The 21730-nt window shown below is 48.5% G+C and carries 29 protein-coding genes and 1 riboswitch; of the genes, 19 read left to right on the top strand and 10 right to left on the bottom strand.

Annotated elements, in window-relative coordinates; translation table 11 throughout:
* Positions 1-28 precede the first annotated feature (28 nt).
* Genes M1D90_RS15350 through M1D90_RS15340 form a run of 3 tightly spaced genes read left to right on the top strand, consistent with a single transcriptional unit; the run spans position 29 to position 2385 of the window.
* Positions 29-664, top strand: a complete 636-nt coding sequence (locus tag M1D90_RS15350; RefSeq protein WP_003180661.1) for a GTP pyrophosphokinase — start codon at positions 29-31, stop codon at positions 662-664.
* Between the two features lie 18 nt (positions 665-682).
* Positions 683-1483 carry an NAD kinase gene (locus M1D90_RS15345; RefSeq protein WP_023856668.1) on the top strand — a complete coding sequence of 267 codons (801 nt, stop codon included), beginning with the start codon at positions 683-685 and terminating at the stop codon, positions 1481-1483.
* A gap of 26 nt (positions 1484-1509) precedes the next feature.
* Positions 1510-2385 (top strand): RluA family pseudouridine synthase, encoded by an 876-nt coding sequence (locus M1D90_RS15340; RefSeq protein ID WP_456283510.1) that lies wholly within the window; start codon positions 1510-1512, stop codon positions 2383-2385.
* Between the two features lie 16 nt (positions 2386-2401).
* Here M1D90_RS15340 and prpE read toward each other — a convergent pair whose 3' ends face one another.
* A complete protein-coding gene (prpE, locus tag M1D90_RS15335; protein ID WP_195536180.1) occupies positions 2402-3142 on the bottom strand; it encodes a bis(5'-nucleosyl)-tetraphosphatase PrpE in 741 nt (246 codons plus the stop codon).
* A 264-nt stretch (positions 3143-3406) separates the two neighbouring features.
* Between prpE and M1D90_RS15330 the strand changes: the two genes are divergently transcribed.
* From M1D90_RS15330 to M1D90_RS15285, 10 genes are all read left to right on the top strand, one after another.
* On the top strand, positions 3407-5251 hold the full coding sequence (locus M1D90_RS15330; protein ID WP_023856670.1) for a monovalent cation:proton antiporter family protein: 1845 nt from the start codon (positions 3407-3409) through the stop codon (positions 5249-5251).
* 59 nt (positions 5252-5310) lie between these two features.
* Positions 5311-5419, top strand: a riboswitch (TPP riboswitch).
* Positions 5420-5502: 83 nt separating this feature from the next.
* The gene (gene tenA / locus M1D90_RS15325) at positions 5503-6204 is read left to right on the top strand and encodes a thiaminase II (protein ID WP_020450953.1); all 702 of its coding nucleotides are present in this window, start codon (positions 5503-5505) and stop codon (positions 6202-6204) included.
* Complete coding sequence (gene tenI, locus M1D90_RS15320; RefSeq protein ID WP_023856672.1) at positions 6179-6790, top strand: thiazole tautomerase TenI; 612 nt, start codon at positions 6179-6181, stop codon at positions 6788-6790. The genes tenA and tenI overlap by 26 nt, the downstream gene beginning before the upstream one ends.
* Entirely contained in the window at positions 6774-7883 is a 1110-nt protein-coding gene (gene thiO / locus M1D90_RS15315) for a glycine oxidase ThiO (RefSeq protein ID WP_105979040.1), read from the top strand. Before tenI ends, thiO begins: the two co-directional genes overlap by 17 nt.
* Positions 7880-8083, top strand: coding sequence for a sulfur carrier protein ThiS (thiS, locus tag M1D90_RS15310; protein ID WP_020450956.1), 204 nt, complete (start codon positions 7880-7882; stop codon positions 8081-8083). Before thiO ends, thiS begins: the two co-directional genes overlap by 4 nt.
* A gap of 6 nt (positions 8084-8089) precedes the next feature.
* Positions 8090-8857 carry a thiazole synthase gene (locus M1D90_RS15305; RefSeq protein WP_020450957.1) on the top strand — a complete coding sequence of 256 codons (768 nt, stop codon included), beginning with the start codon at positions 8090-8092 and terminating at the stop codon, positions 8855-8857.
* Positions 8854-9864 (top strand): thiazole biosynthesis adenylyltransferase ThiF, encoded by a 1011-nt coding sequence (locus M1D90_RS15300; protein WP_105980879.1) that lies wholly within the window; start codon positions 8854-8856, stop codon positions 9862-9864. The genes M1D90_RS15305 and M1D90_RS15300 overlap by 4 nt, the downstream gene beginning before the upstream one ends.
* Before the next feature lie 23 nt (positions 9865-9887).
* Positions 9888-10706 (top strand): bifunctional hydroxymethylpyrimidine kinase/phosphomethylpyrimidine kinase, encoded by an 819-nt coding sequence (gene thiD, locus M1D90_RS15295; protein ID WP_106070976.1) that lies wholly within the window; start codon positions 9888-9890, stop codon positions 10704-10706.
* 155 nt (positions 10707-10861) lie between these two features.
* A complete protein-coding gene (gene fabI / locus M1D90_RS15290; RefSeq protein ID WP_003180687.1) occupies positions 10862-11638 on the top strand; it encodes an enoyl-ACP reductase FabI in 777 nt (258 codons plus the stop codon).
* Positions 11639-11740: 102 nt separating this feature from the next.
* Positions 11741-12220 carry a CotO family spore coat protein gene (locus M1D90_RS15285; protein ID WP_023856675.1) on the top strand — a complete coding sequence of 160 codons (480 nt, stop codon included), beginning with the start codon at positions 11741-11743 and terminating at the stop codon, positions 12218-12220.
* 36 nt (positions 12221-12256) lie between these two features.
* Here M1D90_RS15285 and M1D90_RS15280 read toward each other — a convergent pair whose 3' ends face one another.
* From M1D90_RS15280 to M1D90_RS15260, 5 genes are all read right to left on the bottom strand, one after another.
* On the bottom strand, positions 12257-12706 hold the full coding sequence (locus tag M1D90_RS15280) for a CotY/CotZ family spore coat protein (protein ID WP_023856676.1): 450 nt from the start codon (positions 12704-12706) through the stop codon (positions 12257-12259).
* 150 nt (positions 12707-12856) lie between these two features.
* Positions 12857-13339: a CotY/CotZ family spore coat protein gene (locus tag M1D90_RS15275; protein WP_003180694.1), complete on the bottom strand. Its 483-nt coding sequence runs from the start codon at positions 13337-13339 to the stop codon at positions 12857-12859.
* 132 nt (positions 13340-13471) lie between these two features.
* A complete protein-coding gene (locus tag M1D90_RS15270; protein WP_003180696.1) occupies positions 13472-13978 on the bottom strand; it encodes a spore coat protein in 507 nt (168 codons plus the stop codon).
* Between the two features lie 67 nt (positions 13979-14045).
* Positions 14046-14399: a hypothetical protein gene (locus M1D90_RS15265; RefSeq protein ID WP_003180698.1), complete on the bottom strand. Its 354-nt coding sequence runs from the start codon at positions 14397-14399 to the stop codon at positions 14046-14048.
* A gap of 48 nt (positions 14400-14447) precedes the next feature.
* Complete coding sequence (locus M1D90_RS15260) at positions 14448-14834, bottom strand: spore coat protein (protein ID WP_003180700.1); 387 nt, start codon at positions 14832-14834, stop codon at positions 14448-14450.
* A gap of 147 nt (positions 14835-14981) precedes the next feature.
* Here M1D90_RS15260 and M1D90_RS15255 point away from each other — a divergent pair, with 147 nt between their 5' ends.
* The 5 genes from M1D90_RS15255 (at position 14982) to M1D90_RS15235 (ending at position 16429) form a co-directional block, all read left to right on the top strand.
* Complete coding sequence (locus M1D90_RS15255; RefSeq protein ID WP_003180704.1) at positions 14982-15338, top strand: DUF1360 domain-containing protein; 357 nt, start codon at positions 14982-14984, stop codon at positions 15336-15338.
* 77 nt (positions 15339-15415) lie between these two features.
* The gene (locus M1D90_RS15250; protein ID WP_254926386.1) at positions 15416-15541 is read left to right on the top strand and encodes a hypothetical protein; all 126 of its coding nucleotides are present in this window, start codon (positions 15416-15418) and stop codon (positions 15539-15541) included.
* Between the two features lie 83 nt (positions 15542-15624).
* Complete coding sequence (locus M1D90_RS15245) at positions 15625-15834, top strand: hypothetical protein (RefSeq protein ID WP_020450964.1); 210 nt, start codon at positions 15625-15627, stop codon at positions 15832-15834.
* A 79-nt stretch (positions 15835-15913) separates the two neighbouring features.
* Positions 15914-16045, top strand: a complete 132-nt coding sequence (locus M1D90_RS15240; RefSeq protein ID WP_020450965.1) for a YjcZ family sporulation protein — start codon at positions 15914-15916, stop codon at positions 16043-16045.
* Between the two features lie 126 nt (positions 16046-16171).
* Positions 16172-16429: a stage VI sporulation protein F gene (locus M1D90_RS15235; RefSeq protein ID WP_020450966.1), complete on the top strand. Its 258-nt coding sequence runs from the start codon at positions 16172-16174 to the stop codon at positions 16427-16429.
* Positions 16430-16467: 38 nt separating this feature from the next.
* Here M1D90_RS15235 and M1D90_RS15230 read toward each other — a convergent pair whose 3' ends face one another.
* On the bottom strand, positions 16468-18747 hold the full coding sequence (locus M1D90_RS15230) for an ATP-dependent helicase (protein WP_456282861.1): 2280 nt from the start codon (positions 18745-18747) through the stop codon (positions 16468-16470).
* Between the two features lie 121 nt (positions 18748-18868).
* Between M1D90_RS15230 and M1D90_RS15225 the strand changes: the two genes are divergently transcribed.
* Positions 18869-19126 carry a hypothetical protein gene (locus M1D90_RS15225; protein WP_003180714.1) on the top strand — a complete coding sequence of 86 codons (258 nt, stop codon included), beginning with the start codon at positions 18869-18871 and terminating at the stop codon, positions 19124-19126.
* A gap of 39 nt (positions 19127-19165) precedes the next feature.
* Here M1D90_RS15225 and M1D90_RS15220 read toward each other — a convergent pair whose 3' ends face one another.
* The 3 genes from M1D90_RS15220 to galU all read right to left on the bottom strand — a co-directional run bounded on the left by M1D90_RS15220 (position 19166) and on the right by galU (position 21728).
* A complete protein-coding gene (locus M1D90_RS15220) occupies positions 19166-19753 on the bottom strand; it encodes a DedA family protein (protein WP_020450968.1) in 588 nt (195 codons plus the stop codon).
* Between the two features lie 95 nt (positions 19754-19848).
* On the bottom strand, positions 19849-20835 hold the full coding sequence (gene galE / locus M1D90_RS15215) for a UDP-glucose 4-epimerase GalE (protein WP_456282860.1): 987 nt from the start codon (positions 20833-20835) through the stop codon (positions 19849-19851).
* Positions 20832-21728: a UTP--glucose-1-phosphate uridylyltransferase GalU gene (gene galU, locus M1D90_RS15210; protein ID WP_161517787.1), complete on the bottom strand. Its 897-nt coding sequence runs from the start codon at positions 21726-21728 to the stop codon at positions 20832-20834. Before galU ends, galE begins: the two co-directional genes overlap by 4 nt.
* Between the last annotated feature and the right edge of the window lie 2 nt (positions 21729-21730).

Below are 21730 nucleotides of genomic sequence, written 5' to 3'. Positions count from 1 at the left end.
AAAAGGCGATGAAATTGGGGGAAGGTTTATGGACGAAAAACAATGGGAGCAATTTTTAGCGCCGTACCGGCAGGCTGTTGAAGAGCTGAAAGTGAAGCTGAAAGGGATCCGGACCCTTTACGAATACGAGGAGGAACATTCGCCGATCGAATTCGTGACAGGGCGGGTGAAGCCTGTTCCGAGTATTCTTGAGAAGGCCAAGCGGAAAAACATTCCTCTGCACAACATTGAAAGCATGCAAGATATTGCCGGGCTTAGAATCATGTGCCAATTTTTTGAGGATATTCGCATTGTCGTCGATATGCTTCTGGCGAGAAAGGACTTCACGGTCGTGGATAAGCGCGACTATATCGCGGAACATAAAGAGAGCGGCTACCGCTCCTACCACCTCGTCGTGCTGTACCCTTTGCAGACAATCAACGGGGAAAAACAGATTTTGGTTGAAATTCAAATCCGGACGCTGGCGATGAATTTTTGGGCGACAATCGAACATTCTTTAAATTATAAATACAGCGGCAACATTCCGGAAAAAGTAAAATTAAGGCTTCAAAGAGCTTCTGAAGCAGCATCAAGGCTCGATATGGAAATGTCCGAGATCAGGGGCGAGATTCAGGAGGCTCACGTGGCATTTTCACGCAAGAAAAAGGATGAGGATGACGGTTAGGGGAAAGGAGATGGAATGATGAAGTTTGCGGTATCGTCCAAAGGAAATGATGTTTCCGATTCATTAAAAAGCAAAATTCAAACATATCTGCTCGACTTCGGTCTTGAATGCGATGAAGAAGAGCCGGATATCGTCATTTCCGTCGGCGGTGACGGAACGCTTTTATACGCATTTCACAAATACAGCGGCCGCCTCGACAAAACGGCCTTTGTCGGGGTTCATACAGGACATCTCGGCTTTTATGCCGACTGGGTGCCGACCGAGATTGAAAAACTCGTAATCGCGATTGCGAAAACGCCGTATCAAATTGTTGAATATCCGGTTTTGGAAGTTATCGTCCGCTACAATGACGGCAGCGATGAAGCGAGATATTTGGCGCTGAACGAATGTACGATCAAGAGCATCGAAGGGACGCTTGTGACAGATGTCGAAATTAAAGGGGAACTTTTCGAAACGTTCCGCGGCGACGGCCTTTGCTTATCGACCCCATCGGGAAGCACGGCATATAACAAGGCGCTCGGCGGTGCGATTATTCATCCGTCCATCAGAGCGGTCCAGCTGGCTGAAATGGCGTCGATCAACAACCGGGTGTTTCGCACGGTCGGATCGCCGCTCATTCTGCCTGAGCACCACACTTGTTTAATTAAACCGATTAATGATGTGACGTTTCAAGTCGCGATTGACCATTTGACATTGCTGCATAAAGACGTCAAGTCAATTCAATGCCGCGTCGCAAACGAAAATATCAGGTTTGCCCGCTTTCGGCCGTTTCCGTTTTGGAAAAGGGTCCAGGATTCCTTTATCGGAAAAGGAGAATAGGAAGGTTTGCTGTGAGCGATTTTTTGATGAAACAGATCATAACAGAAAAGGACAGCGGGGTTCTTTTGAAAGAATACGTCCAGCGGCTGGGCATTTCAAAAAGGATGCTGACGGACATCAAATTCGGCGGCGGGGATCTTTTGGTAAACGGCGGGCATGTAACGGTCAGATACGTTCTTCAAAAAGGGGACGAGCTCGTCATACAGTTCCCTCCGGAAAAAATGAGCGAATCTTTGCGCCCGGAAGAAATTCCGCTTGATATTTTGTTCGAAGATGACCATGTCCTCGTATTAAATAAACGGCCATGCCTGTCGTCGATTCCCTCGCGCGAGCATCCATCAGGCAGCTTGGCGAACGGTCTGATTCATTATTACCAGCGGACGGGCGTGCGCGCGACCGTTCACCTGGTGAGCAGGCTTGACCGCGACACATCGGGTGTCATGCTTGTAGCCAAGCACCGCTTCGCCCACTCGCTTTTATCGGGACTGCAAAAAAAGGGAGCCGTCAAACGGCAATATCGGGCGGTCGTCCACGGTTTGATCGCAGAAGAGCAGGGAACGATCGATGCGCCAATCGGCAGAAAATCATCGAGCATCATCGAGCGTGCGGTGATCCCCGACGGGCAAAAAGCGGTGACGCATTTTTGGGTGAACAGGCGCTTCAGCGGTATGACGGATGTCTCCATCCGTCTGGAAACCGGGAGAACCCATCAGATCCGAGTTCACATGAGTCATATCGGATATCCTTTGTGCGGTGATACGCTGTACGGAGGAACCCGCGGCTTCATTAATCGGCAGGCGCTCCACAGTGAGACGCTGACGTTTTTTCATCCCTTCACAATGGAAGAGCTGACGTTTCAAGCGCCGGTTCCGCATGATATGAGTCAGTTGATAGAGAGCTGAATTAAGCTCTCTTTTTTTATGGCTCCAAACGGAATCTTGACTCATCATAAGGCAATGAAGAGGGGACAGATTCGGTTGTCAGTTCGGGGTATCTGAAAGCGGTCAGCCTGTTGCCGAATACACAACCGGTATCGATATTGATCGTATGATGTATCATTCGCGGACGTTTGACAGGAGTGTGGCCGTACACCACCCACGGATCGCCTTTGTAATGAGCGGCCCAGTCCCGCCTGACCGGCCGTCCGTTAGGCAGCGTTTCTCCTGTAATATCTCCGTATAGCACAAACTGTTTTACTTTTCCGACAGGCTTTTTGCCGATGTCTTCCGCTTTGATGCCGGCATGTGCGACGACAAGTTCGCCGTTATGCAGGATCTCATAAAGCGGGGCGTTTTCATAAAGGCGCATGAAAAGGTCTCTGATATCCTTCTGTTTATGTTTCGGAAGGTTTCTGTATTCCGCCGCCGTCGTCTCCAGCCCGTGCTGCAGCTTCACCGGATTGCCTTTGAAAAAACGGTACAGCTTATTGCAGTGATTGCCGGGCACATATCGCACAGCTCCTTCTTCAACGGCCCGTCCTACAAATTCAACGACCTCCAGCGATTTTGGCCCTCTGTCTGTTAAATCCCCGAGAAAGACAAGTGTTCTGTTTTCCGGATGAACGGGAAACCCCGATGACAGCGAGTAACCGAGCTTTTCAATCAGCGCAATCATTTCGTCATAGCACCCGTGAATATCGCCGATTACATCATATTTCATGCGTTTTCTGCCTCCTGTCTGCGTATGTATATACATTGCCCAGTCCATATATAAATCAAGCTTCAGCGACTTTCGCCGGAGAAAATCAGGCATATTACTTTTTTTTCTGAGCGAGCATTGTTAAAATCGATTTTTACACCTGTGAGAAAAGAGTTCAGACGGTTCTTTTCCCACATGAAAATGTCTAAAAAGATGTCCCTTTTATTTTTAAAAAAGGGAACGCTAATCATACCCGGAAACCGGTTTTAGAGGAGGTACCAGTTTATGGAGCACACATCTGTCTCATCTTTAGTTGTCGTACTGATTATCGCATTTTTAACGCCCATCCTGCTGCACCGTTTCAGGTTAAGCATACCGGTGGTTGTCGCTGAAATTATCATGGGTCTTATTATCGGAAAAAGCGGGTTCGATCTGGTCGCCCAGCACGATACATGGCTCGAAACTTTATCGATGCTCGGATTTATCTTTTTAATGTTTTTAAGCGGGCTTGAAATCGATTTTTCCGCATTTGAAAAAGGAAAGAAAAAGCAGCTGCTTCCAAGCGGAAAGGAAGCGCCGAATACATTTAAAACGGCTTCGGTCATCTTTATTGCCGTCTTTATTTTATCGCTCGGCCTTTCTTACAGCTTTGTCATGGCAGGATTTATTGACAACGCCTTTTTAATGACGCTGATCATTTCGACAATTTCGCTCGGGGTTGTCGTTCCGACGCTGAAAGAAGAGCGTCTCATGAAGACGAATATCGGCCAGATTATTTTGCTTGTCGCCGTCATTGCCGATCTTGTCACGATGATTCTGCTTGCAGTGTTCGCCTCAATCTACGGGGACGAAAACAGCAATATGTGGCTGCTGATGATCTTATTTGCCGCCGGCGTCGTTTTATACCTGTTCGGAAGGGTATTTAAAAAGCGGCCTTTTGTCGAAGTGCTGTCAAAAGGAACGATCCAGATCGGCACAAGGGCGATATTTACGCTGATCATCGTACTTGTGGCGCTGTCCGAGTCGCTCGGTGCAGAAAACATACTTGGCGCGTTTTTGGCCGGGGTGCTTGTTTCGCTGCTTTCGCCGAACAAGGAGCTCGTTCAGCAGCTCGATTCATTCGGATACGGATTCCTCATCCCGATCTTCTTTGTGATGACGGGCGTCAAATTGGACATTTGGTCGCTGTTTGGCAATCCGAAAATTTTAGTGATGATCCCGCTTCTGTTTGTGGCTCTGTTAATCAGCAAAGTCGTTCCGGTGCTGTTTTTGAAAAAGTGGTATGACATGAAAACCGTGCTGGCTTCCGGTTTTCTCCTGACTTCCACGCTTTCTTTGGTGATCGCGGCGACAACGATCGGCGAGCGCATCGGCGTCATTGACGCGCAGATGTCCGGCGCGCTGATTCTGGTCGCTGTCATTACATGCATCATCACACCGACCGGCTTTAAAAAATTAATGCCGAAAACGGAAAGCGAAAAAGAGAAAAAGACGATCACCTTTATCGGCGCAAATCAAATGACGCTGCCAGTCACGCTCGAACTTTCTCCGGAAGATTATCACGTCAGAATCCTGCATGTCCGGCAGGAAAAAAAGGAAGAAAATCTGGCGGACCCGGTGTTTGATGTTGAAGTTTTGCCTGATTATGAATACGAGACGCTTCAATCATTCGGCGTTTTCCAAACGGATATACTCGTCGTGGCCACTGGCAGCGAAGAGCGCAATACAGGGATCGCACTTTTTGCGAAGGAGCAGAAAGTCGCGAGAATTATCGCCAGCGCAGATTCTCCAGACGCCGAATCCAGACTGAAAGATAACGGAATTGATACATTCTCCATTCTGCTTTCTACAAAAACGCTGCTGCGCGCGCTTATCGAGGCGCCTGGCGTTATGAAACTCCTGACGAACCAGGATGCGTCGCTGTATCAGATCAATATGAGCAATGAGCGATTTGACGGTGTTCTGTTAAGGGAGTTTCCGTTTACGGGAGATGTTATCTTCGTCCGAATTTTCCGCGGGGTGGACAGCATCGTGCCCCACGGGGATACAAGGCTGCAATTGGGTGACAGGCTGATCGCCACCGGTTCGCGCGAATATATTGCGGAATTGAGAAAAACGCTTGGAGACTGATGCTTGACCATTTTGCAATTCGTGATAAGATAAAAGTATAAACTGAATGAACAAGAAATGTTTTCCACTAGGGGAGTCCTTGATAAGGGCTGAGATAAAAGTGTGACTTTTAGACCCTCATAACCTGAACAGGTTCAAACCTGCGTAGGGAAGTGGCACGGTATTTGAGTATGTATTTATGCAAATTCCAAACCACTTTCCTTGCGGGAAAGTGGTTTTTTTATGTTCAGAATCGAAGGAGGAGCCTCGAAATGAAGTTTTCAGAAGAATGTCGAAACAGCGCTGCAAAATGGTGGGAAGGCAGTTTTGTCCATCCGTTTATTCAAGGGATTGGAGACGGCACACTTCCGGTTGATCGATTTAAATACTATGTCATGCAGGATTCCTACTATTTGACCCACTTTGCCAAAGTCCAATCCTTTGGTGCGGCATATGCTCGCGATTTATATACGACAAGCCGGATGGCTGAACACGCGAAAGGCACATATGAAGCCGAGATGTCGCTCCATAGGAAATTCACCGATCTATTGGGAATCACAAAGGAAGAACTGGAGTCGTTTCAGCCGTCGCCGACAGCGTATGCGTACACATCGCATATGTACCGTTCTGTCGTGAGCGGCAGTTTTGCGGAAATACTGGCCGCTTTGCTTCCTTGCTATTGGCTCTATTATGACGTCGGTGAGACGTTAAAAACGTGCAGGCCTGACAGCGCGATTTATCAGGAATGGATCGCGACATACGGAGGCGACTGGTTTAAAGAACTTGTGACAGAACAGATCAACCGCTTCGATGAGCTGGCTGAAAACGCCGATGAGAAAACGCGCGCGAAGATGAAGGAGAACTTCGTCATCTCCAGCTTCTACGAATACAGCTTCTGGGATATGGCCTACCAAAAAGAAAGCTGGTCAAAAAGCGGGGTGGATCAGCTTGCATCTGCACGCGATCACCGATGACAAGCACTCTGTGGAAGAGCTTGCTGCAAAAATCATCTCGATTCAAAATGCCGTTGACTTTATCCATATCAGGGAAAGATCAAAAAAAGTAAGTGAAATATCAAGTTTAATCGACCGCCTTGCCGAAGAAGGGGTTGATAAGCGGAAACTGATCATCAACGACAGGGTTGATATCGCTTTGTTTCATCACATTCACCGGGTTCAGCTGCCTTCACACGGCTTTTCCGTCAAAAGTGTGAGGAGCCGTTTTCCGCATTTGAAAATCGGAAAGTCCGTCCATTCGCCAGAAGAAGCGGTTCAGGCTGAAACTGAAGGTGCAGATTACGTGCTGTTCGGCCACATTTTTGAAACGGACTGTAAAAAGGGCCGGAAAGGAAGAGGAGCTCTCAGTCTGGCTGAAGTGAAGGCGGCTGTCCGCATTCCGGTCATTGCGATCGGGGGTATCACCGAACAACGACTGGCGGAAGTCAAAATGGCAGACGGCATCGCCGTGATGTCGGGGATCTTTTCTCATGACAGACCGGATGAGGCGGCCGCGCGGCTTGCCTGTCTCGCGAAGGGAGATTCATATGAGAAAGCGCTATGATACGATCGTGATCGGCGGAGGCATCATCGGGACATCCATCGCTTACCATCTTGCGAAAGCGGGGAAAAAAACGGCCGTGTTTGAAAGCGGAGAAGTCGGCAAAAAAGCGACGAGCGCGGCGGCGGGCATGCTCGGCGCCCATGCGGAATGCGATAAACCCGGTACCTTTTTCGAATTTGCCAGAGTCAGCCAAAAAGCCTATCAGCGGCTGACGGGCGAATTGAAAGACATAAGCGGCATCGATATCAGAAAGCATGACGGAGGGATATTAAAGCTGGCATTTTCAGAAAGCGACCGCGAACACCTGATGCAAATGGCTGCACTGGATTCAGTGGAATGGCTTGAAGCCGCTGAAGTATATGAGCTGGAACCGCATGCCGGAAAAGGGATTCTCGGCGCTAATTTCATTCGGGACGACATCCATGTCGAACCGGCCGCAGTGTGCAGGGCATTTGCCAGGGGGGCCCGGATTCTCGGTGCCGAGGTCTTCGAGTTTACCCCCGTTTTATCGATCGAATCTGAAGCGGGGGCCGTCCGCGTCACTGCTGCTTCATGCACCGCGGAGGCGGAGCACGTTGTCATTGCAAGCGGTGTGTGGAGCGGTGCTTTCTTTAAACAGATCGGCATAGACAAAAGCTTTTATCCTGTCAAAGGGGAGTGCCTGTCTGTGTGGAATGACGGCATCCCTTTGACGAGGACGCTTTACCATGATCATTGCTACATCGTTCCGCGCCATAGCGGAAAGCTTGTCGTCGGCGCGACAATGAAGCCCGGGGATTGGAATGAACAGCCGGAACTTGGCGGAATCGAGGAGTTGATCCGAAAGGCCAAGTCGATGCTCCCTGACATTGAATCCATGAACATCGACCAATGCTGGGCCGGATTGCGCCCGGAAACAGGGGATGGCAATCCATATATCGGCAGACACCCTGAAAATGACCGGATATTGTTTGCTGCCGGACATTTCAGAAACGGCATCCTCCTGGCACCTGCAACCGGTGAGATGATAGCTGACATGATCCTCGGCAATCCGGTCAAAACAGAGTGGGCCGAGGCGTTTAAAGCGGAGCGAAAGGAGGCTGTGCACAGGTGAACATTCAGCTCAACGGCCGGAAAATAGAGTGGAGAGATGACGGCGGCACGATTTACGATTTACTCGCATCCTACAGTTTGGAGAATCGTGTTGTCGTTGTTGAAAGAAACAGGCAGATTATCGGAAAAGACCAATATCAAACAGTCAAACTGGAAGAACACGATGTCATCGAAATCGTTCATTTTGTCGGAGGGGGATAAACCGTTATGTTAAAAATCGCAGATCGTCAATTCTCATCAAGATTATTGCTCGGTACAGGGAAGTATCCGTCATTTGAAATTCAAAAAGAGGCTGTCAGTGCATCTGAATCGGAGATCCTGACCTTTGCCGTCAGACGGATGAATATTTTTGAAGAATCTCAGCCTAATTTTTTGGAGCAGCTTGATTTAAGCCGTTATACGCTTTTGCCGAATACGGCGGGAGCAAAAACGGCTGAGGAAGCCGTCCGGATCGCCAAGCTTGCTAAAGCGAGTGGTCTTTGCGACATGATCAAAGTCGAAGTGATCGGCTGTGACCGTTCGCTTCTGCCTGACCCGGTAGAAACGCTGAAGGCGTCAGAAGCCTTGCTTGAAGAAGGCTTCATTGTGCTGCCGTATACATCGGACGATGTCGTCCTTGCGAGAAAGCTTGAAGAGCTCGGCGTACACGCCATTATGCCCGGGGCCTCTCCAATCGGTTCGGGACAGGGAATCGTCAATCCGCTTAACCTGTCGTTCATCATTGAACAGGCTAAGGTTCCCGTAATCGTGGATGCCGGAATCGGTTCTCCGAAAGATGCGGCATACGCAATGGAACTCGGCGCTGACGGAGTGCTTTTGAACACGGCAGTGAGCGGGGCGAAAGATCCGGTCCAAATGGCGAAGGCTATGAAGCTCGCCGTTGAAGCGGGCAGACTCGGATACCTTGCCGGACGAATTCCGGAAAAGAACTACGGCATCGCCAGCAGTCCTGAAGAAGGGAAGTTGACGATTTGACCGGCAGGTATTCAAGACAGGAGCTTTTTCACCCGATCGGACCGGACGGCCAGGAAAAATTAAGTCGCGCCCGCGTCCTGGTGATCGGTGCGGGGGCATTGGGCGCGGCCAGCGCAGAAATGCTGGTGAGGGCCGGAGTCGGTTCGCTGACGATTGCCGACAGGGATTATGTGGAATGGAGCAATCTCCAGCGCCAGCAGCTCTATACGGAACAGGATGTGGTTGATCATATGCCAAAGGCAGCCGCTGCCGAAAAAAGGCTGCGCCTGATCAACAGCTCTGTTCAAGTGACCGGCATTGTAGCAGATGTTACCGCGGAAAAAGCGCTCGAGCTTGCGGAGAAAGCATCCCTGATCGTCGATGCGACCGATAATTTTGAAACGCGGCTGATCATGAACGATGCGGCGGTCAAGTTAGGCATCCCTTTTCTGTACGGCGCGTGTGTCGCAAGCTATGGCATCACATATACCGTCATTCCGGGGAAAACGCCGTGCCTTCACTGTCTTTTGGGGCATTTGCCCGCGAATACCATGACGTGCGACACAGCAGGGGTGATCGGTCCGGTTGTTCAGCAGGTTGCCGCTTACCAGGTAACAGATGCCCTGAAGCTGCTGACAGGGCATGAACCGTCAGGAATGCTTCGCTCATTTGATATTTGGACAAATGAGCGCTCTGAAGTCCGGGCTGACGCGCTTAAACATGGCTCGTGTCCGACGTGCGGAAAAGGCGCGTTTCCGTTTCTTTCAGCTGAAAACGAAACAAAAGCAGCCGTTCTTTGCGGCAGACAAACGGTTCAGATCAGGCCGGCCGCGGAACAGCCGCCGGAGCTGGAGCCGCTTGCCGCCAGATTAAAAAAAGCCGGTTTGGATGTGACGGGAAATCCTTATTTATTATCTTGCCGTACGGAGGATTTTAAGTTCGTGATTTTTCGGGACGGACGCGCTTTGATTCACGGAACGAACGATATCAATCGCGCGAAAACGATATATCACAGGTGGATTGGCTAAAGGCCGAAGGGAGTGCAAACATCATGAGCATATACAAAGCATTAACAATCGCCGGGTCGGATTCAGGAGGCGGCGCCGGCATTCAAGCCGACATTAAAACATTTCAGGAGCTTGGCGTCTTTGGCATGACGGCTTTGACAGCGGTCACTGCGCAAAATACAACAGGGGTTCACGGCGTCTACCCGCTATCTCCGGAAGCACTCGGCACGCAGATTGATGCAGTGGCGGAAGATTTAAAACCTGACGCCGTGAAAACAGGGATGCTGTGGAGCGCGGAGATGATTGAGGTCATTGCTGAAAAAATTGCAACATACGAGCTTAAACGTGTGATTGTCGATCCTGTCATGATCGCCAAAGGCGGCGCTTCACTATTGAATGAGGAAGCAGTTGAAACATTGAAACGGCACTTGCTTCCGCTTGCTTATGCGGTAACGCCGAACATACCCGAAGCCGAAGTGCTGACAGGGAGAAGCATTCAAACAATGGAAGACCGCAAAAAAGCGGCTCGTGAATTGCATGAAATGGGCGTCCGCAACATTATCATCAAGGGAGGGCATCAGCCCGAGGATGGCAAAGTAACCGATCTCCTCTTCGATGGAGAGGTGTTCACGGAAAAAACGAACACCTATATTAAGACGAAAAATACCCATGGAACAGGCTGCACATTTGCCGCCGCTCTTACCGCGCAAACAGCGAAAGGAAACGGCATTCAAGGAGCTTTCCGCATCGCTGAGGCTTTCGTCCACGAAGCGGTTGCACACAGCCTTGATTTCGGAGCCGGCCACGGACCGACCAACCATTTTGCATATCAAAAGATATCCAATGCAGGGTTGGAACTGTAGTCCCGCAATAAAAATGAATTAATATCGCGGCAGACATCAAAAACGGTCTCTGCCGCTTTTTATATTCTGAAATTGTCAGCCTGCTATTAATTGTGATACTATATATTATGATCAGGTACTAATAAAATGTTAATCATTAGGAGGATTTCATACATATGAATTTATCACTGGAAGGCCGGAATATCGTCGTCATGGGTGTAGCAAATAAACGAAGCATCGCTTGGGGAATCGCCCGCTCGCTTCACAATGCAGGCGCAAGACTGATTTTTACGTATGCGGGTGAGCGGCTTGAAAAATCGGTCAAGGAGCTGGCCGATTCTTTGGAGCGGAACGATTCAATCGTACTTCCTTGTGATGTCACAAATGACCAGGAAATTGAAGCGTGCTTCGCCGACATCAAAAAAGAAGTCGGGGTCATCCACGGCATTGCACACTGCATCGCTTTCGCAAACAAAGAAGACTTGGCTGGAGAATACTTAAATACCACCCGCGACGGTTTTCTGCTCGCACACAATATCAGCTCTTACTCACTGACAGCGGTCGCTAAAGCGGCGCGCGGCATTATGACTGAAGGCGGAAGCATCGTCACGCTGACATACCTTGGCGGCGAGCGCGTTGTATCCAACTACAATGTCATGGGTGTTGCGAAAGCATCACTTGATGCCAGCGTCAAATACTTGGCGAGCGATCTCGGAAAAGACGGAATCCGCGTCAACAGCATTTCCGCAGGGCCGATCCGGACATTGTCCGCAAAAGGAATCAGCGACTTCAACTCGATTTTAAAAGAAATCGAAGAACGCGCACCGCTTCGCCGCACGACGACTCCGGAAGAAGTCGGCGACACGGCTGCTTTCCTGTTCAGCGACCTTTCCCGCGGTATGACCGGCGAAAACCTGCATGTTGATTCAGGCTATCATATCATCGCGCGATAACATAACGCTAAAAAGCAATCCGTTAAAGGATTGCTTTTTCTTTTCTTCTGATTTCTCCTTTTTTGCATATAGATATACCATGAACAGATCGGAGGGATCAAGATGTCTAGCAGAAAAAACGATGCGGAGCAAAAGCCGCTCATGTATATTGTGCAGCCGGACTATGATAAGGCAGAAGCGAACATGCAGGATATTCTGATTAAAAGAAAGAAGAAAGCAAAACCCGACGCTTCCGAACAAAAAGCCCGGCGAAAGGAACAGCAGGATGAAGCCGTCCGGCCAGACGAAAAGGACGGCGCCGAAGCGGTGCTTAGCGATGAGGCGAATCGGTCCGAAAAAGGAGTCAAACCGATTAAAAAGCCGCTCAGCAAGATGACCATCGCCGAGAAAATCGACTTTTTGGCAAGCCTTCCCGGCAATATGCCGAAAACTCTTTGCCTCATTGAAGCAGACGGGAAGACATACAGAGGAACGATCGCCGGAAAGAAAGGCGGTTCCGTATTTGTCAAAACGTCGAGCAAAGGGGCTCCGGCGGAACTGCCGATCGAGAGTATTACTTCCTTGCACCCGCTTGGCTTTTAAATTACACGATAAAAAAAGTCCCGATTCAGGGACTTTTTAATTTGAACGATTGATCAGTTGCGGATTTAAGCATTCGATCGCACAGAAGCATTCCAGATCCACTTCAATGCAGAAATTTGTTTTTTCCAAGCGGAACACATCGCAAATTTTGTCTTTATCTTCTGTGAAATCGAGAACGCGGCGATTTTCATCAAAGGCAATCAACAGTCTCAATGTAGCGCAGCAGTCGTCAATCTTTTCAACTCTGAAAAACACGGTGCTGAAGCAAGGGCCTGCCTGAAGCTCTCCGACATTTCCAAAGGCTACGAACGGCTTAGACTTTGAAGTGTATAAAATAAACGGAATGGTGTCGCCTAAGTGTCTCGAAGGGGAAAGCAGGTTGCTGAAACAGCTTGTCGGGCAGCCTTCTTCCTCAATGGCGTTTTGCAGATCGTGAATGTTTTCAACGGCTTCGCACACGCAGTTTTCGGCTGAACATTTCGTCATGTTATGATCCCTCCTAGTTCAGGATTTAAAAATTCATTTTTCGGCCTGGCTTTTCTATTGGTAAAAGGAGCTGCCGAAAGCCGGCAGCTTTCGTGAAAAGACTGGCATCAAGCCGATTATAACGGCCGGCTTGATGCAGTCCGACACCTTTTAACCGTGGTGCTGATTGTGTTTTTTGTCTGCTGCGCGATCAACTAGTTCAGGTGACAGACATTGAATCGCGCAGAAACAAGTCAAGTCAACCTCGATGCAAAAGTCCGTTTTCTCAAGCCCGAAAAAGTCAGGGTCACAAGGATGGCAGACGCTTAATGTGTCGCCGTTTATGTCCACAGGCCTCAGGATTGAAAGCGTTGCACAGCAATCTTTTAGACTTTCTGCCCGGAAGAAAATCGATTCGAAGCACTGCATATCATCTGAAAATCCGCCGACATTTCCAAATGTTGAAAATAAACCGCCTTTTTTGTCGTACAAAAGGAACGGAATGGTGTCTTTACCGGAAACCGTCGGACTCAGCAGATTGCCGAAGCAGCTCGTCGGACATGTTTCTTCAACTGCATCCTGTTCTTTTATAATTTGTTCTACTGCATCGCATACACAATTTTCATGCCGGCCATGATGTTTTCCGCAGCTCATGGATTTCAGCTCCTTTTTATAGGGATATTTGACTTTAGTCTTTAACAACATATGTACCCGTGCCCTTGTTGGTGTGGGTAATCGTCTATAAAAATGAAGAAAAGCAGAGCTTGATGGCTCTGCTTTTTTGTATTAAAGGAGTCCGACGATAAGTGTTGCGATAACAACGGTAAGCGTTTGGACAGCTGTAGAGACCAAGACGGCGACATCGGTATCTTCTGTTGTAACTGTGACATCGCGTGAATTGTCGATAATTAATTTTTGACGGTTTGTTTGCTTGTTTGCTGTTACCTGCAGCAAGTCTTGTGATACAAGCTCGGCAAGATCAGCATCGTCAATGATTGCCAGAACGATTGTAACAATTGCCGTCTGCACCGCAGTCATAACAGATGCGACAACTTGAGTATCCTCTGTAGAGACTCGGATATCGCAAGAATCCTTGATGATGATTGTCTCATCTGATAGCTGTTTGTTCAGGTTGAGCTGGTCGAGCTCCTGATTGATAAATGCATCGTGTTTACCGCACTTGCAGTTGTAATCGTCACAAACGTGTTTCTTAGGGTGTCTCGGATAATACTCAGTTCCCGGATGCTCGCATTCTGGATCTAGCGCAACCCAAGAATATGGTCTAGTTTCCATTTGTTTTCCTCCTTCCATTTACTATTATTAAATGTTTGAAGGCTCGAACTTGTATATGGCAGATACCCTACTCCAAATCCCCATTTTTTTCTTCGGTTTGGGCGGTGTTCTCCTGCTGCCTTCTTTGTCTCAGCTTTTCTCTTAATTTATTTTTACCTGAACGTTCTCTTCTTCGTCTCGGGCGTTCTTCGGATTGTGATGATGATTCATTGTTCGCTTCTTTCTTCTTTTCCTGCTGCCGCTGGATGAGAGCCTCGGACTGCGCCTTTAAATCTTCGAGTATTTTTAAGATGTTTTCTTTTTCTTCCTCAGACAGCGTTCGCACATTGTCTTTTGAAACGCCGTGTTTTCTAAGGATATTTTGCACAAGCGTATTTGTCAGCGGATTTACTTCCGCTTTAAGTTTTTCGCGATCTGCCAATTGTTTTTCACCTCAATTTCTCAAAAAATATTAGAAAGAAAGGAAGGCTTAAAGTATGTCAAGCTCTGTGATAAGCGCGATCAGCACTTCGGTTAAAACTTGGACGGAAAGCAGGATCTCCAGCGAGGAAAGCGTAATGGTGACATTGCGGCTGCCGATGACTTTGATGATGACTCTTCTCCTGCTTTGCAGCCTGTGTACGGCTAAAACATGTTCTGTTACGATGTCTGCTGTATCCTCGTCTTCGATCGCAAGCTGAGCCGATAAAATCGTCAAAGAGATCACAGTGGCTTGTAAAGAGAGAGCTGCTGTTATGTTTGCCGTGTTTACAGTGACATGTTCGGAATCAATCACTTCAATGAGCTGGTCATATTCCCGGTATAATTCGTCAAATGTTTCTGCGTACAGCGCTTCGGCTTTTTCATGAAACGACATAACTTTCACTCCTTTCTTATCCACACTTTATTAAATGCAGACCGGTAACTTAGCGGAATGAGGAAAACATACATTTCAGCACCCAAATTTGCTGTTTTAGGGAAGGCGGTTCCGGCATATATTTGGAAGCAGGAAAGGGGGAGCCCTGTGATACAAAGCTGGCTTTTATATATTCTATTTTCTATCGCGGTATTTCGGCTGACACGGCTGGTCGTGTTTGATACGATCATGGCGCCGTTTAGAAGCCTGTTTCACGAAGAGGTTGAAGAAAAAAACGAAAAAACGGGAGAGACCGAGACGTATCTTGTCATGAAAGGAAAAGGCGTGAGAGCGTGGATCGGCGAGCTGTTGAGCTGTTATTGGTGCACGGGTGTGTGGTGTACCGCGTTTTTGCTTGTTCTTTACGCATTTGTTCCGACCATTGCCGAATGGCTGATTCTTCTGCTTGCCATAGCAGGCCTTGCTGGGGTACTGGAAACGATCGTGTCCAAATGGCTCGATTGAATGGGGATTTATCATTGGCAACTTATGAAAAGAAGACTCATATAATGGCGTATAAGCATGAGAAAGGAAGGAATGCAATGAGACAAGTGAAAAGAAGGCAGCAAGGCCGATTAACGAACGCTTCCAGCAATCATCAGTCCACTTTCTCAAAAAAAGTGAAGAAAAAAGGCTGCGGATGCGGCAAAAAAAAGAGAACCTATTAATATCAAAAAAAGCCGGATACAGTCCGGTTTTTTTGTTGCCAATTTTTCTTCTGATGCATACACCATCATAAGGGGGAAAAGCGATGAATGTATTTGAACAGCTGGTTGAATCAATATGCCGCAAGCACGATCAAACGCAAGCCGGCCATGACCGGGTGATCTTTGAGCAGCAGAAGGAACTGGAGACATTTGACCGTTCTGCCGAACAGTTCGGCAGGCAGGTCGAAGCGTTTGCAGAGAATGCTGAAAAATGGCTGGGAGAGGACGTGAGTCTGCCGGGCATCTATAAATAATCCACGGAAGCCCTATGCATCAATCCAAGCGAATCCTATCAACTGTCATATCGTGTAGGGAGAAAAGGAGGTGCTTTAGATGGGCTTTTGTGGCGGAGGCTACGGCGGCGGCTACAGCGGAGGCTATGGCGGCGGCTATGGTTCAACGTTTGTATTGATCGTTGTCTTGTTTATTCTTCTCATTATTGTCGGCGCTTCTTTTAAATATTAGTTTTTGAGTTGAAGCGAAGAGGGCGGCGGCATGTGTGCCGGGCCCTCTTCTTTTTGAACGGGAAAAGCACAAGGCTTTTCAAAGATGCATAAGATAGCGTATCACTCCCAAAAAGGAGGCATAGGTATGGACAATCAATTTTTCAAAAACATCGAAAAGAAAACGGGCGTCAGCATGAATGAGGTCATGCAGCTTGCGAATTCGCTGCAAAATGCCAACTTCAAGGATGAAAATACGGTCCGCAGTGTGATTAAGCGTGTCGCTAAATTGGCGAACAAACGGGTTCCGAAGGAAATGGAAGATAAGATTGTTGAATCCATTGTAAGCGGCAAGGAAAAAATGGATTTCAACACGATCGCGAAAATGATGAACAGCAAAAAATAAACACCGCGCCTTCCGATAAAAGGAGGGCACGGTGTCTTTTATTGCAGCTGGACCTGGGGATTCGGGCGTAAAACAGGCTGCAAAAACCTTGAGCGGTATGCCGTTCTGCCCCTTCTGACGGAAGGGACGCTGATATACAGACGATCCTCGGCCCGGGTCATGGCGACATACAGCAGCCTCCGCTCTTCTTCAAGAGCGGTTTCGTCGCCTTTTCTCGCTGTCTCAAGGGCAAAGTCATGCGGAATCGAGCCGTCCTGCACCCCCAGGATATAGACCGTTTTGAATTCAAGCCCTTTCGCACGGTGGATTGTTAAAAGCTGAACACCGTATCCGTCAGCTGTTTGCTTTTCCGCTGCTCTCATATGATCGACATGCTCAAGAAATTCGGGGATCGTTTTGAATTTTTTTGCCGCTGTTTTGAGATCCCGCAGATCGTCAGACCCTTTTTCGAGCTTGTTTCCTTCGTTACCGCGCTTTTTTAAGTAATCGGAAAATCCCATTTTTTCCTCTGCGAAAGAGATCGCTTCAACTGGTTTCATCGTTTTTAAGCCTGTGAAAAAAGGAACGATTTTCTTTATTTTATCAAGCTGAAACGGTTTGATGTCGGTTAGTTTTTCAAGCGCGTGAACCATCGTGCAATCTTCGGTAATCGAGAGCGCTTTAAGCGTATTTAATGCGGACTGCTTGAGAAAGAGGGCGGGTAAAATCTGTTTGACGGCTTCCGCGTCATCCTGATTTTGGCTTAAGTAGAGATAAGCCAGCATCTGCCGGACGATTCTCCTGCTGTAAAACGACCGGACGCCTTGTTCAGCTGTGTACGGAATAGCTGACTGGTGCAGACGTTCAAAGATTGCGCGCCCGCTGCTGTTTGTCCGGTATAGGATGGCGAAGTCATCAGGCTTAGCGCCCATTTCAATTTTTTCTTGGATATCAGAGACGATCATAATCGCTTCTTCCTCTTCATCATAAGGATAAAATATAAGCGGTTTTTGGCGGTCATCTCTCGCGGCACTTAATGTTTTCGGAAAACGCTTTTTATTTTTCCTCACGACCATATCGGCGCTTGCCACAATCGGATGGCTCGATCTGTAATTCGTCGTGAGGCGGACCGTTTTCGCCTTCGGATAATCTTTTTCAAAATCGAGTATAAAAGAAGGGCTGCTGCCTCTGAACGCGTAGATTGACTGGTCATCATCCCCGACACAGGTCAGGTTGTTTTCCGGGCTCGCCAACAGCTTGATGATGGCATACTGAACAGGGTTAATGTCCTGAAATTCGTCGATCAAAATCGCGTGAAAGCGCGTCTGATATCGTTTTAAAATGTCTGGCTGTTCTTGAAACAGCTGCCAGCATGCAGATGCCATATCGTCGAAATCGAATTGGCGCCGCGCAGCTTTTTGTTCTTCATATTGACGGTACAGCCGGTGAACCCGCTTTTCCCATTCGTCTTCCAGCGGAATCTGTTCGCCCGGAAGATAAGCGTTCTTCCAGTAGCCGATCTGCTGGATCGCCTGATCAACCGGAAAATCTTTTTCATCAAGCCCTTCTTCGGCAAGGGCCATTTTGATGTATTGTTCTTTTTGCCATTCCCATTTCAGCAGGTGCTCGCCATTCCATCTTGCCGGATCATGGTGATAAAGAATTTTGTAGAAAAAGCTGTGGAAGGTGCCTGTCACGAGGCGGTTCACAGTCTGCATCGGCAATCCGTATTGCGAGGCCATCCGCTCTTTCATTTCTTTCACGGCTTTTGTCGTGAATGTGACGAGCAAAATGGCGGAAGGCGGGATATCGAGCCGGGATATCATATAAGCCGCTCGCGCGGTTAATACCCGTGTTTTTCCGCTTCCCGCGCCGGCCAGAACGAGAAGTGGTTCTTCGGGGGCCGTCACGGCGGCAAGCTGTTTCTCATTCAGCGGCACATTCGGAAAGACCGGTTCCGGGGCCGTTTCTTCCGCTGGGGAGAAAGGAGAATGGATGGAAGCTTCGCGAGGCGGCGTCCAGAAGTCCGCATCCGTCTTCTTTTCCTCTCCGATCGCTTTGCCTTTCGGGAGACGGAACATGCCGCTTTCTGTATAGTCGTTCTGTCTGGATTGCTCTGTCTTCTCGTTTAAGCAAGCTGCTTCACATTGAGAAAAATCCCCGTTTTCCCGGTGGGAAAAATGTGGTTCTTCATGAATCGACAATTTCAGTCTGAGTGGCAAGCCGCAATGTTTACACGTGATTCTGTCTTTTCTTGCTTCATCAAAGAGGAATTGCAGGTGTTCTCTCGAATATGTATGTATATGAATGTCTCGGTTATTGAATCGGGCGCATTTCAAAAAGAGGTCCTCCAATTAATGGGTAATCGTCTAGTGTTATGAGACAACGTCTATCATATCAAATGAAAACCGTTTAAAACAGTAGATTTTTGGGAATTAAAGCTGATGAGGAGGAGATCGAATGGGATATTTGCCGCCTGTCCATCATGATCAATATACACAGTACGCCAATCGCAGCATCAGCCAAAAATCGAACTATGCGCATATACAAAAAACCGCCAATATCCCAAGCGAGCGCGCCTACCGCGAAGTCGAAAAAAGAGAGGAAAACCAGACTGCGGCTTTTAGGCGGGTCTTGGAAAAGAAGCGAAAAAAAACGCTGAACCGCCGTGTTGCGGAAAAGGCGGAAAGCGGACGCTACGTTAACGAGTCCGTTTGAAAGATGAAACAAACCCCGGCTTTTATACCGGGGTTTTCGTTATTTTTTGCGCAGTTTTTTGAGTCCGAAATACAGAATAATCATAGCGGCCGCTCCGATCATAATCGGAGTCGTGTACGTTCTCGCCACATTTTCAACATGGTCCCACCGGCTGCCGAGCTGTATGCCGAGGTAGACGAATAATATCGACCACGGTATGATGGCCAGCACGGTCAGACCCGTGAATTTTAAAATCGGCATTTTCGCAATTCCTGCCGGAATGGAGATGGCGTGCCTGACCACGGGAATGAAGCGGGCGGAAAAGACAACGCCTCCGCCGTATTTCTCAAACCATTTTTCGGCCGTTTGAATGTGATGCTTTTGGATCAATAAGTACTTTCCGTATTTGTATAAAAACGGCCTTCCGCCGTAATAGCCGATCCAGTATAAAAACAATTGAGCAATCGTTCCCCCGATGACGCCGGCGATCACGGCCCCTGTCATCGTAATGGAGCCGCTTGACACCAAGTATCCGCCGTAGGCCAGTACGATTTCACTCGGGATGATTTCGATCATTAAACCGATTGCAATGCCGAAATAGCCAAGATCGGTCAGCCACATTAAAATATCATTCACTATGCTTCCCATTTTCGTTTTTTCTCCCTGCTTTTGATTTCATCAGCCGAACGTTGGAGCAGCCGCCGGGATGTTTCCCTGCCGTCCGCGCGAGAAACAAGCGAATCTCAAAAACCGTCCGGATGCGCCCTGTGCCATTGCCACGCGCTTTGAATGATGGTTTGTAAATCGCTGTATTGCGGCTTCCATCCGGTATCTTCCATCAGTGTCCGGCTGTCCGCCACAAGCACTGGCGGATCCCCCGCTCTGCGCTCGTCCGTTTTTGCTGCAATGCTTCGCTCTGTCATGTTTTCCGCGGTTTCAATGATTTCTTTTACGGAATGTCCGGCTCCTGTCCCTACATTATAAACATTTTGCTTCAGTCTGTCTTCATATAACCTGTCAAGAGCCGCCAGGTGGGCGGAAGCCAGATCGAGGACGTGAATATAATCCCTGATGCATGTTCCGTCCGGTGTCGGGTAATCATCTCCGAAAATGGACAGCTGCTTTCGCTGTCCCAAAGCCGTCTGCAGGACGAGGGGAGTGAGATGGCTTTCAGGATCGTGATCCTCGCCGATAGCTCCGTTTAAAGCGGCGCCGGCCGCGTTGAAGTAGCGGAGGGCTGCCCATTTGACACCGTGCGTTTTCCCGACCCAGTGCAAGTATTTTTCGATCATCAGCTTCGATTCCCCGTAAGGATTGACAGGGGAGAGGGGGGCTGTCTCTTTGATCGGGACGTTCTCCGGGATGCCATATACGGCGGCGGTCGACGAAAAGACGATGTTTTTGACGCCTTCCTTGATGACCGTTTCGAAGAATGCACAAGACTTGAGCGTGTTTTCCCTAAAGTAGAGCTCAGGCTTTTCGATCGATTCGGACACAAGGCTTTTGGCGGCGAAATGGATGACAGCATCGACATCATGATGTTTGATGTTGGCTTTGACAAGTGCCGCATCACCGATGTCGCCTTCGTAAAAGCTGATCCCGCTGACGGCTTCCCTGTGTCCGGTAGATAAATTGTCAAGCACGACGACGGAGCGGTTTTGCTTTGTTAATTCGAGTACGGTGTGGCTGCCGATGTATCCGGCTCCTCCTGTAACGAGTACGGATGTCATTGCCATGCTCCTTTCTGCGCCTCTTTTTTTAGGACGCTTTCCAGGTAGGCGAGCAGTTTTGGCCGCATCTCGTCCCGCATAAGAGCGATTTCCGTACTCGCTTTAAAACTGCCCAGCTTGTCGCCGATATCAAAGCGGCTTCCTTCCAATTTGCGCGCATACATGCTTTGTTCCCGGCAGATTTCCCTTAGTGCGTCAGTCAGCTGAATTTCATTTCCCGCACCGCGCTTCGTTTGTTCGAGCACAGGGAAAATCGAAGGCCTCAGCACATAGCGGCCCATAACCGCGATATTTGAAGGGGCTTCTTTGACAGACGGCTTTTCCACAAGATCGTCAATTTGATATACTTTGTTCTTTTGCGCGGACGTCTGAATAATGCCGTATTTGCTCACGTCCGCCGGATCGACTGGCTGAACGCCGATTACTTCTGTCTGATATTCTTCAAATACTTCGAGCAGCTGCCGAAGCGCCGGCGTTTCTGACACCATGATGTCGTCGCCGAGAAGGACGGCAAACGGCTCATCACCGATGAAATGCTTGGCCGATAACACCGCATGTCCGAGACCGAGGGGCTCCTTTTGCCGGATATAATGAATATTCGCCATATCGGCGATGTCGCGTATCTCTTTTAACACATCATTTTTTCCTTTGGCGAACAGGTTTTGCTCCAGTTCAACAGAGCGGTCAAAATGGTCTTCAATCGAACGCTTATTTCTTCCTGTAATGATAAGGATGTCTTCTATTCCTGATTGAACAGCTTCTTCCACGATATATTGTATAGCCGGTTTATCGACAATCGGCAGCATTTCTTTCGGCTGCGCTTTTGTTGCCGGCAAAAACCTTGTACCCAAACCGGCTGCTGGGATGACTGCTTTTTTTACTTTCATGGTTATTC

The sequence above is a fragment of the Bacillus sp. JZ34 genome, assembly GCF_053903205.1.
This window is presented reverse-complemented; position numbering and strand designations above follow the sequence as displayed.

Bases quoted from the DNA above. Each gene is read 5' to 3' on its own strand.
- M1D90_RS15305 (WP_020450957.1), top strand. From the start codon at position 8,090: ATGTTAAAAATCGCAGATCGTCAATTCTCATCAAGATTATTGCTCGGT.
- thiD (WP_106070976.1), top strand. From the start codon at position 9,888: ATGAGCATATACAAAGCATTAACAATCGCCGGGTCGGATTCAGGAGGC.
- M1D90_RS15240 (WP_020450965.1), top strand. From the start codon at position 15,914: ATGGGCTTTTGTGGCGGAGGCTACGGCGGCGGCTACAGCGGAGGCTAT.
- tenA (WP_020450953.1), top strand. From the start codon at position 5,503: ATGAAGTTTTCAGAAGAATGTCGAAACAGCGCTGCAAAATGGTGGGAA.
- M1D90_RS15275 (WP_003180694.1), bottom strand. From the start codon at position 13,339: ATGAGCTGCGGAAAACATCATGGCCGGCATGAAAATTGTGTATGCGAT.
- M1D90_RS15245 (WP_020450964.1), top strand. From the start codon at position 15,625: ATGAATGTATTTGAACAGCTGGTTGAATCAATATGCCGCAAGCACGAT.
- M1D90_RS15250 (WP_254926386.1), top strand. From the start codon at position 15,416: ATGAGACAAGTGAAAAGAAGGCAGCAAGGCCGATTAACGAACGCTTCC.
- M1D90_RS15285 (WP_023856675.1), top strand. From the start codon at position 11,741: ATGTCTAGCAGAAAAAACGATGCGGAGCAAAAGCCGCTCATGTATATT.
- M1D90_RS15350 (WP_003180661.1), top strand. From the start codon at position 29: ATGGACGAAAAACAATGGGAGCAATTTTTAGCGCCGTACCGGCAGGCT.
- M1D90_RS15270 (WP_003180696.1), bottom strand. From the start codon at position 13,978: ATGGAAACTAGACCATATTCTTGGGTTGCGCTAGATCCAGAATGCGAG.
- M1D90_RS15345 (WP_023856668.1), top strand. From the start codon at position 683: ATGAAGTTTGCGGTATCGTCCAAAGGAAATGATGTTTCCGATTCATTA.
- thiO (WP_105979040.1), top strand. From the start codon at position 6,774: ATGAGAAAGCGCTATGATACGATCGTGATCGGCGGAGGCATCATCGGG.
- M1D90_RS15280 (WP_023856676.1), bottom strand. From the start codon at position 12,706: ATGACGAAATGTTCAGCCGAAAACTGCGTGTGCGAAGCCGTTGAAAAC.
- M1D90_RS15340 (WP_456283510.1), top strand. From the start codon at position 1,510: ATGAAACAGATCATAACAGAAAAGGACAGCGGGGTTCTTTTGAAAGAA.
- M1D90_RS15220 (WP_020450968.1), bottom strand. From the start codon at position 19,753: ATGGGAAGCATAGTGAATGATATTTTAATGTGGCTGACCGATCTTGGC.
- fabI (WP_003180687.1), top strand. From the start codon at position 10,862: ATGAATTTATCACTGGAAGGCCGGAATATCGTCGTCATGGGTGTAGCA.
- prpE (WP_195536180.1), bottom strand. From the start codon at position 3,142: ATGAAATATGATGTAATCGGCGATATTCACGGGTGCTATGACGAAATG.
- M1D90_RS15235 (WP_020450966.1), top strand. From the start codon at position 16,172: ATGGACAATCAATTTTTCAAAAACATCGAAAAGAAAACGGGCGTCAGC.
- galE (WP_456282860.1), bottom strand. From the start codon at position 20,835: ATGACATCCGTACTCGTTACAGGAGGAGCCGGATACATCGGCAGCCAC.
- M1D90_RS15260 (WP_003180700.1), bottom strand. From the start codon at position 14,834: ATGTCGTTTCATGAAAAAGCCGAAGCGCTGTACGCAGAAACATTTGAC.
- M1D90_RS15225 (WP_003180714.1), top strand. From the start codon at position 18,869: ATGGGATATTTGCCGCCTGTCCATCATGATCAATATACACAGTACGCC.
- M1D90_RS15330 (WP_023856670.1), top strand. From the start codon at position 3,407: ATGGAGCACACATCTGTCTCATCTTTAGTTGTCGTACTGATTATCGCA.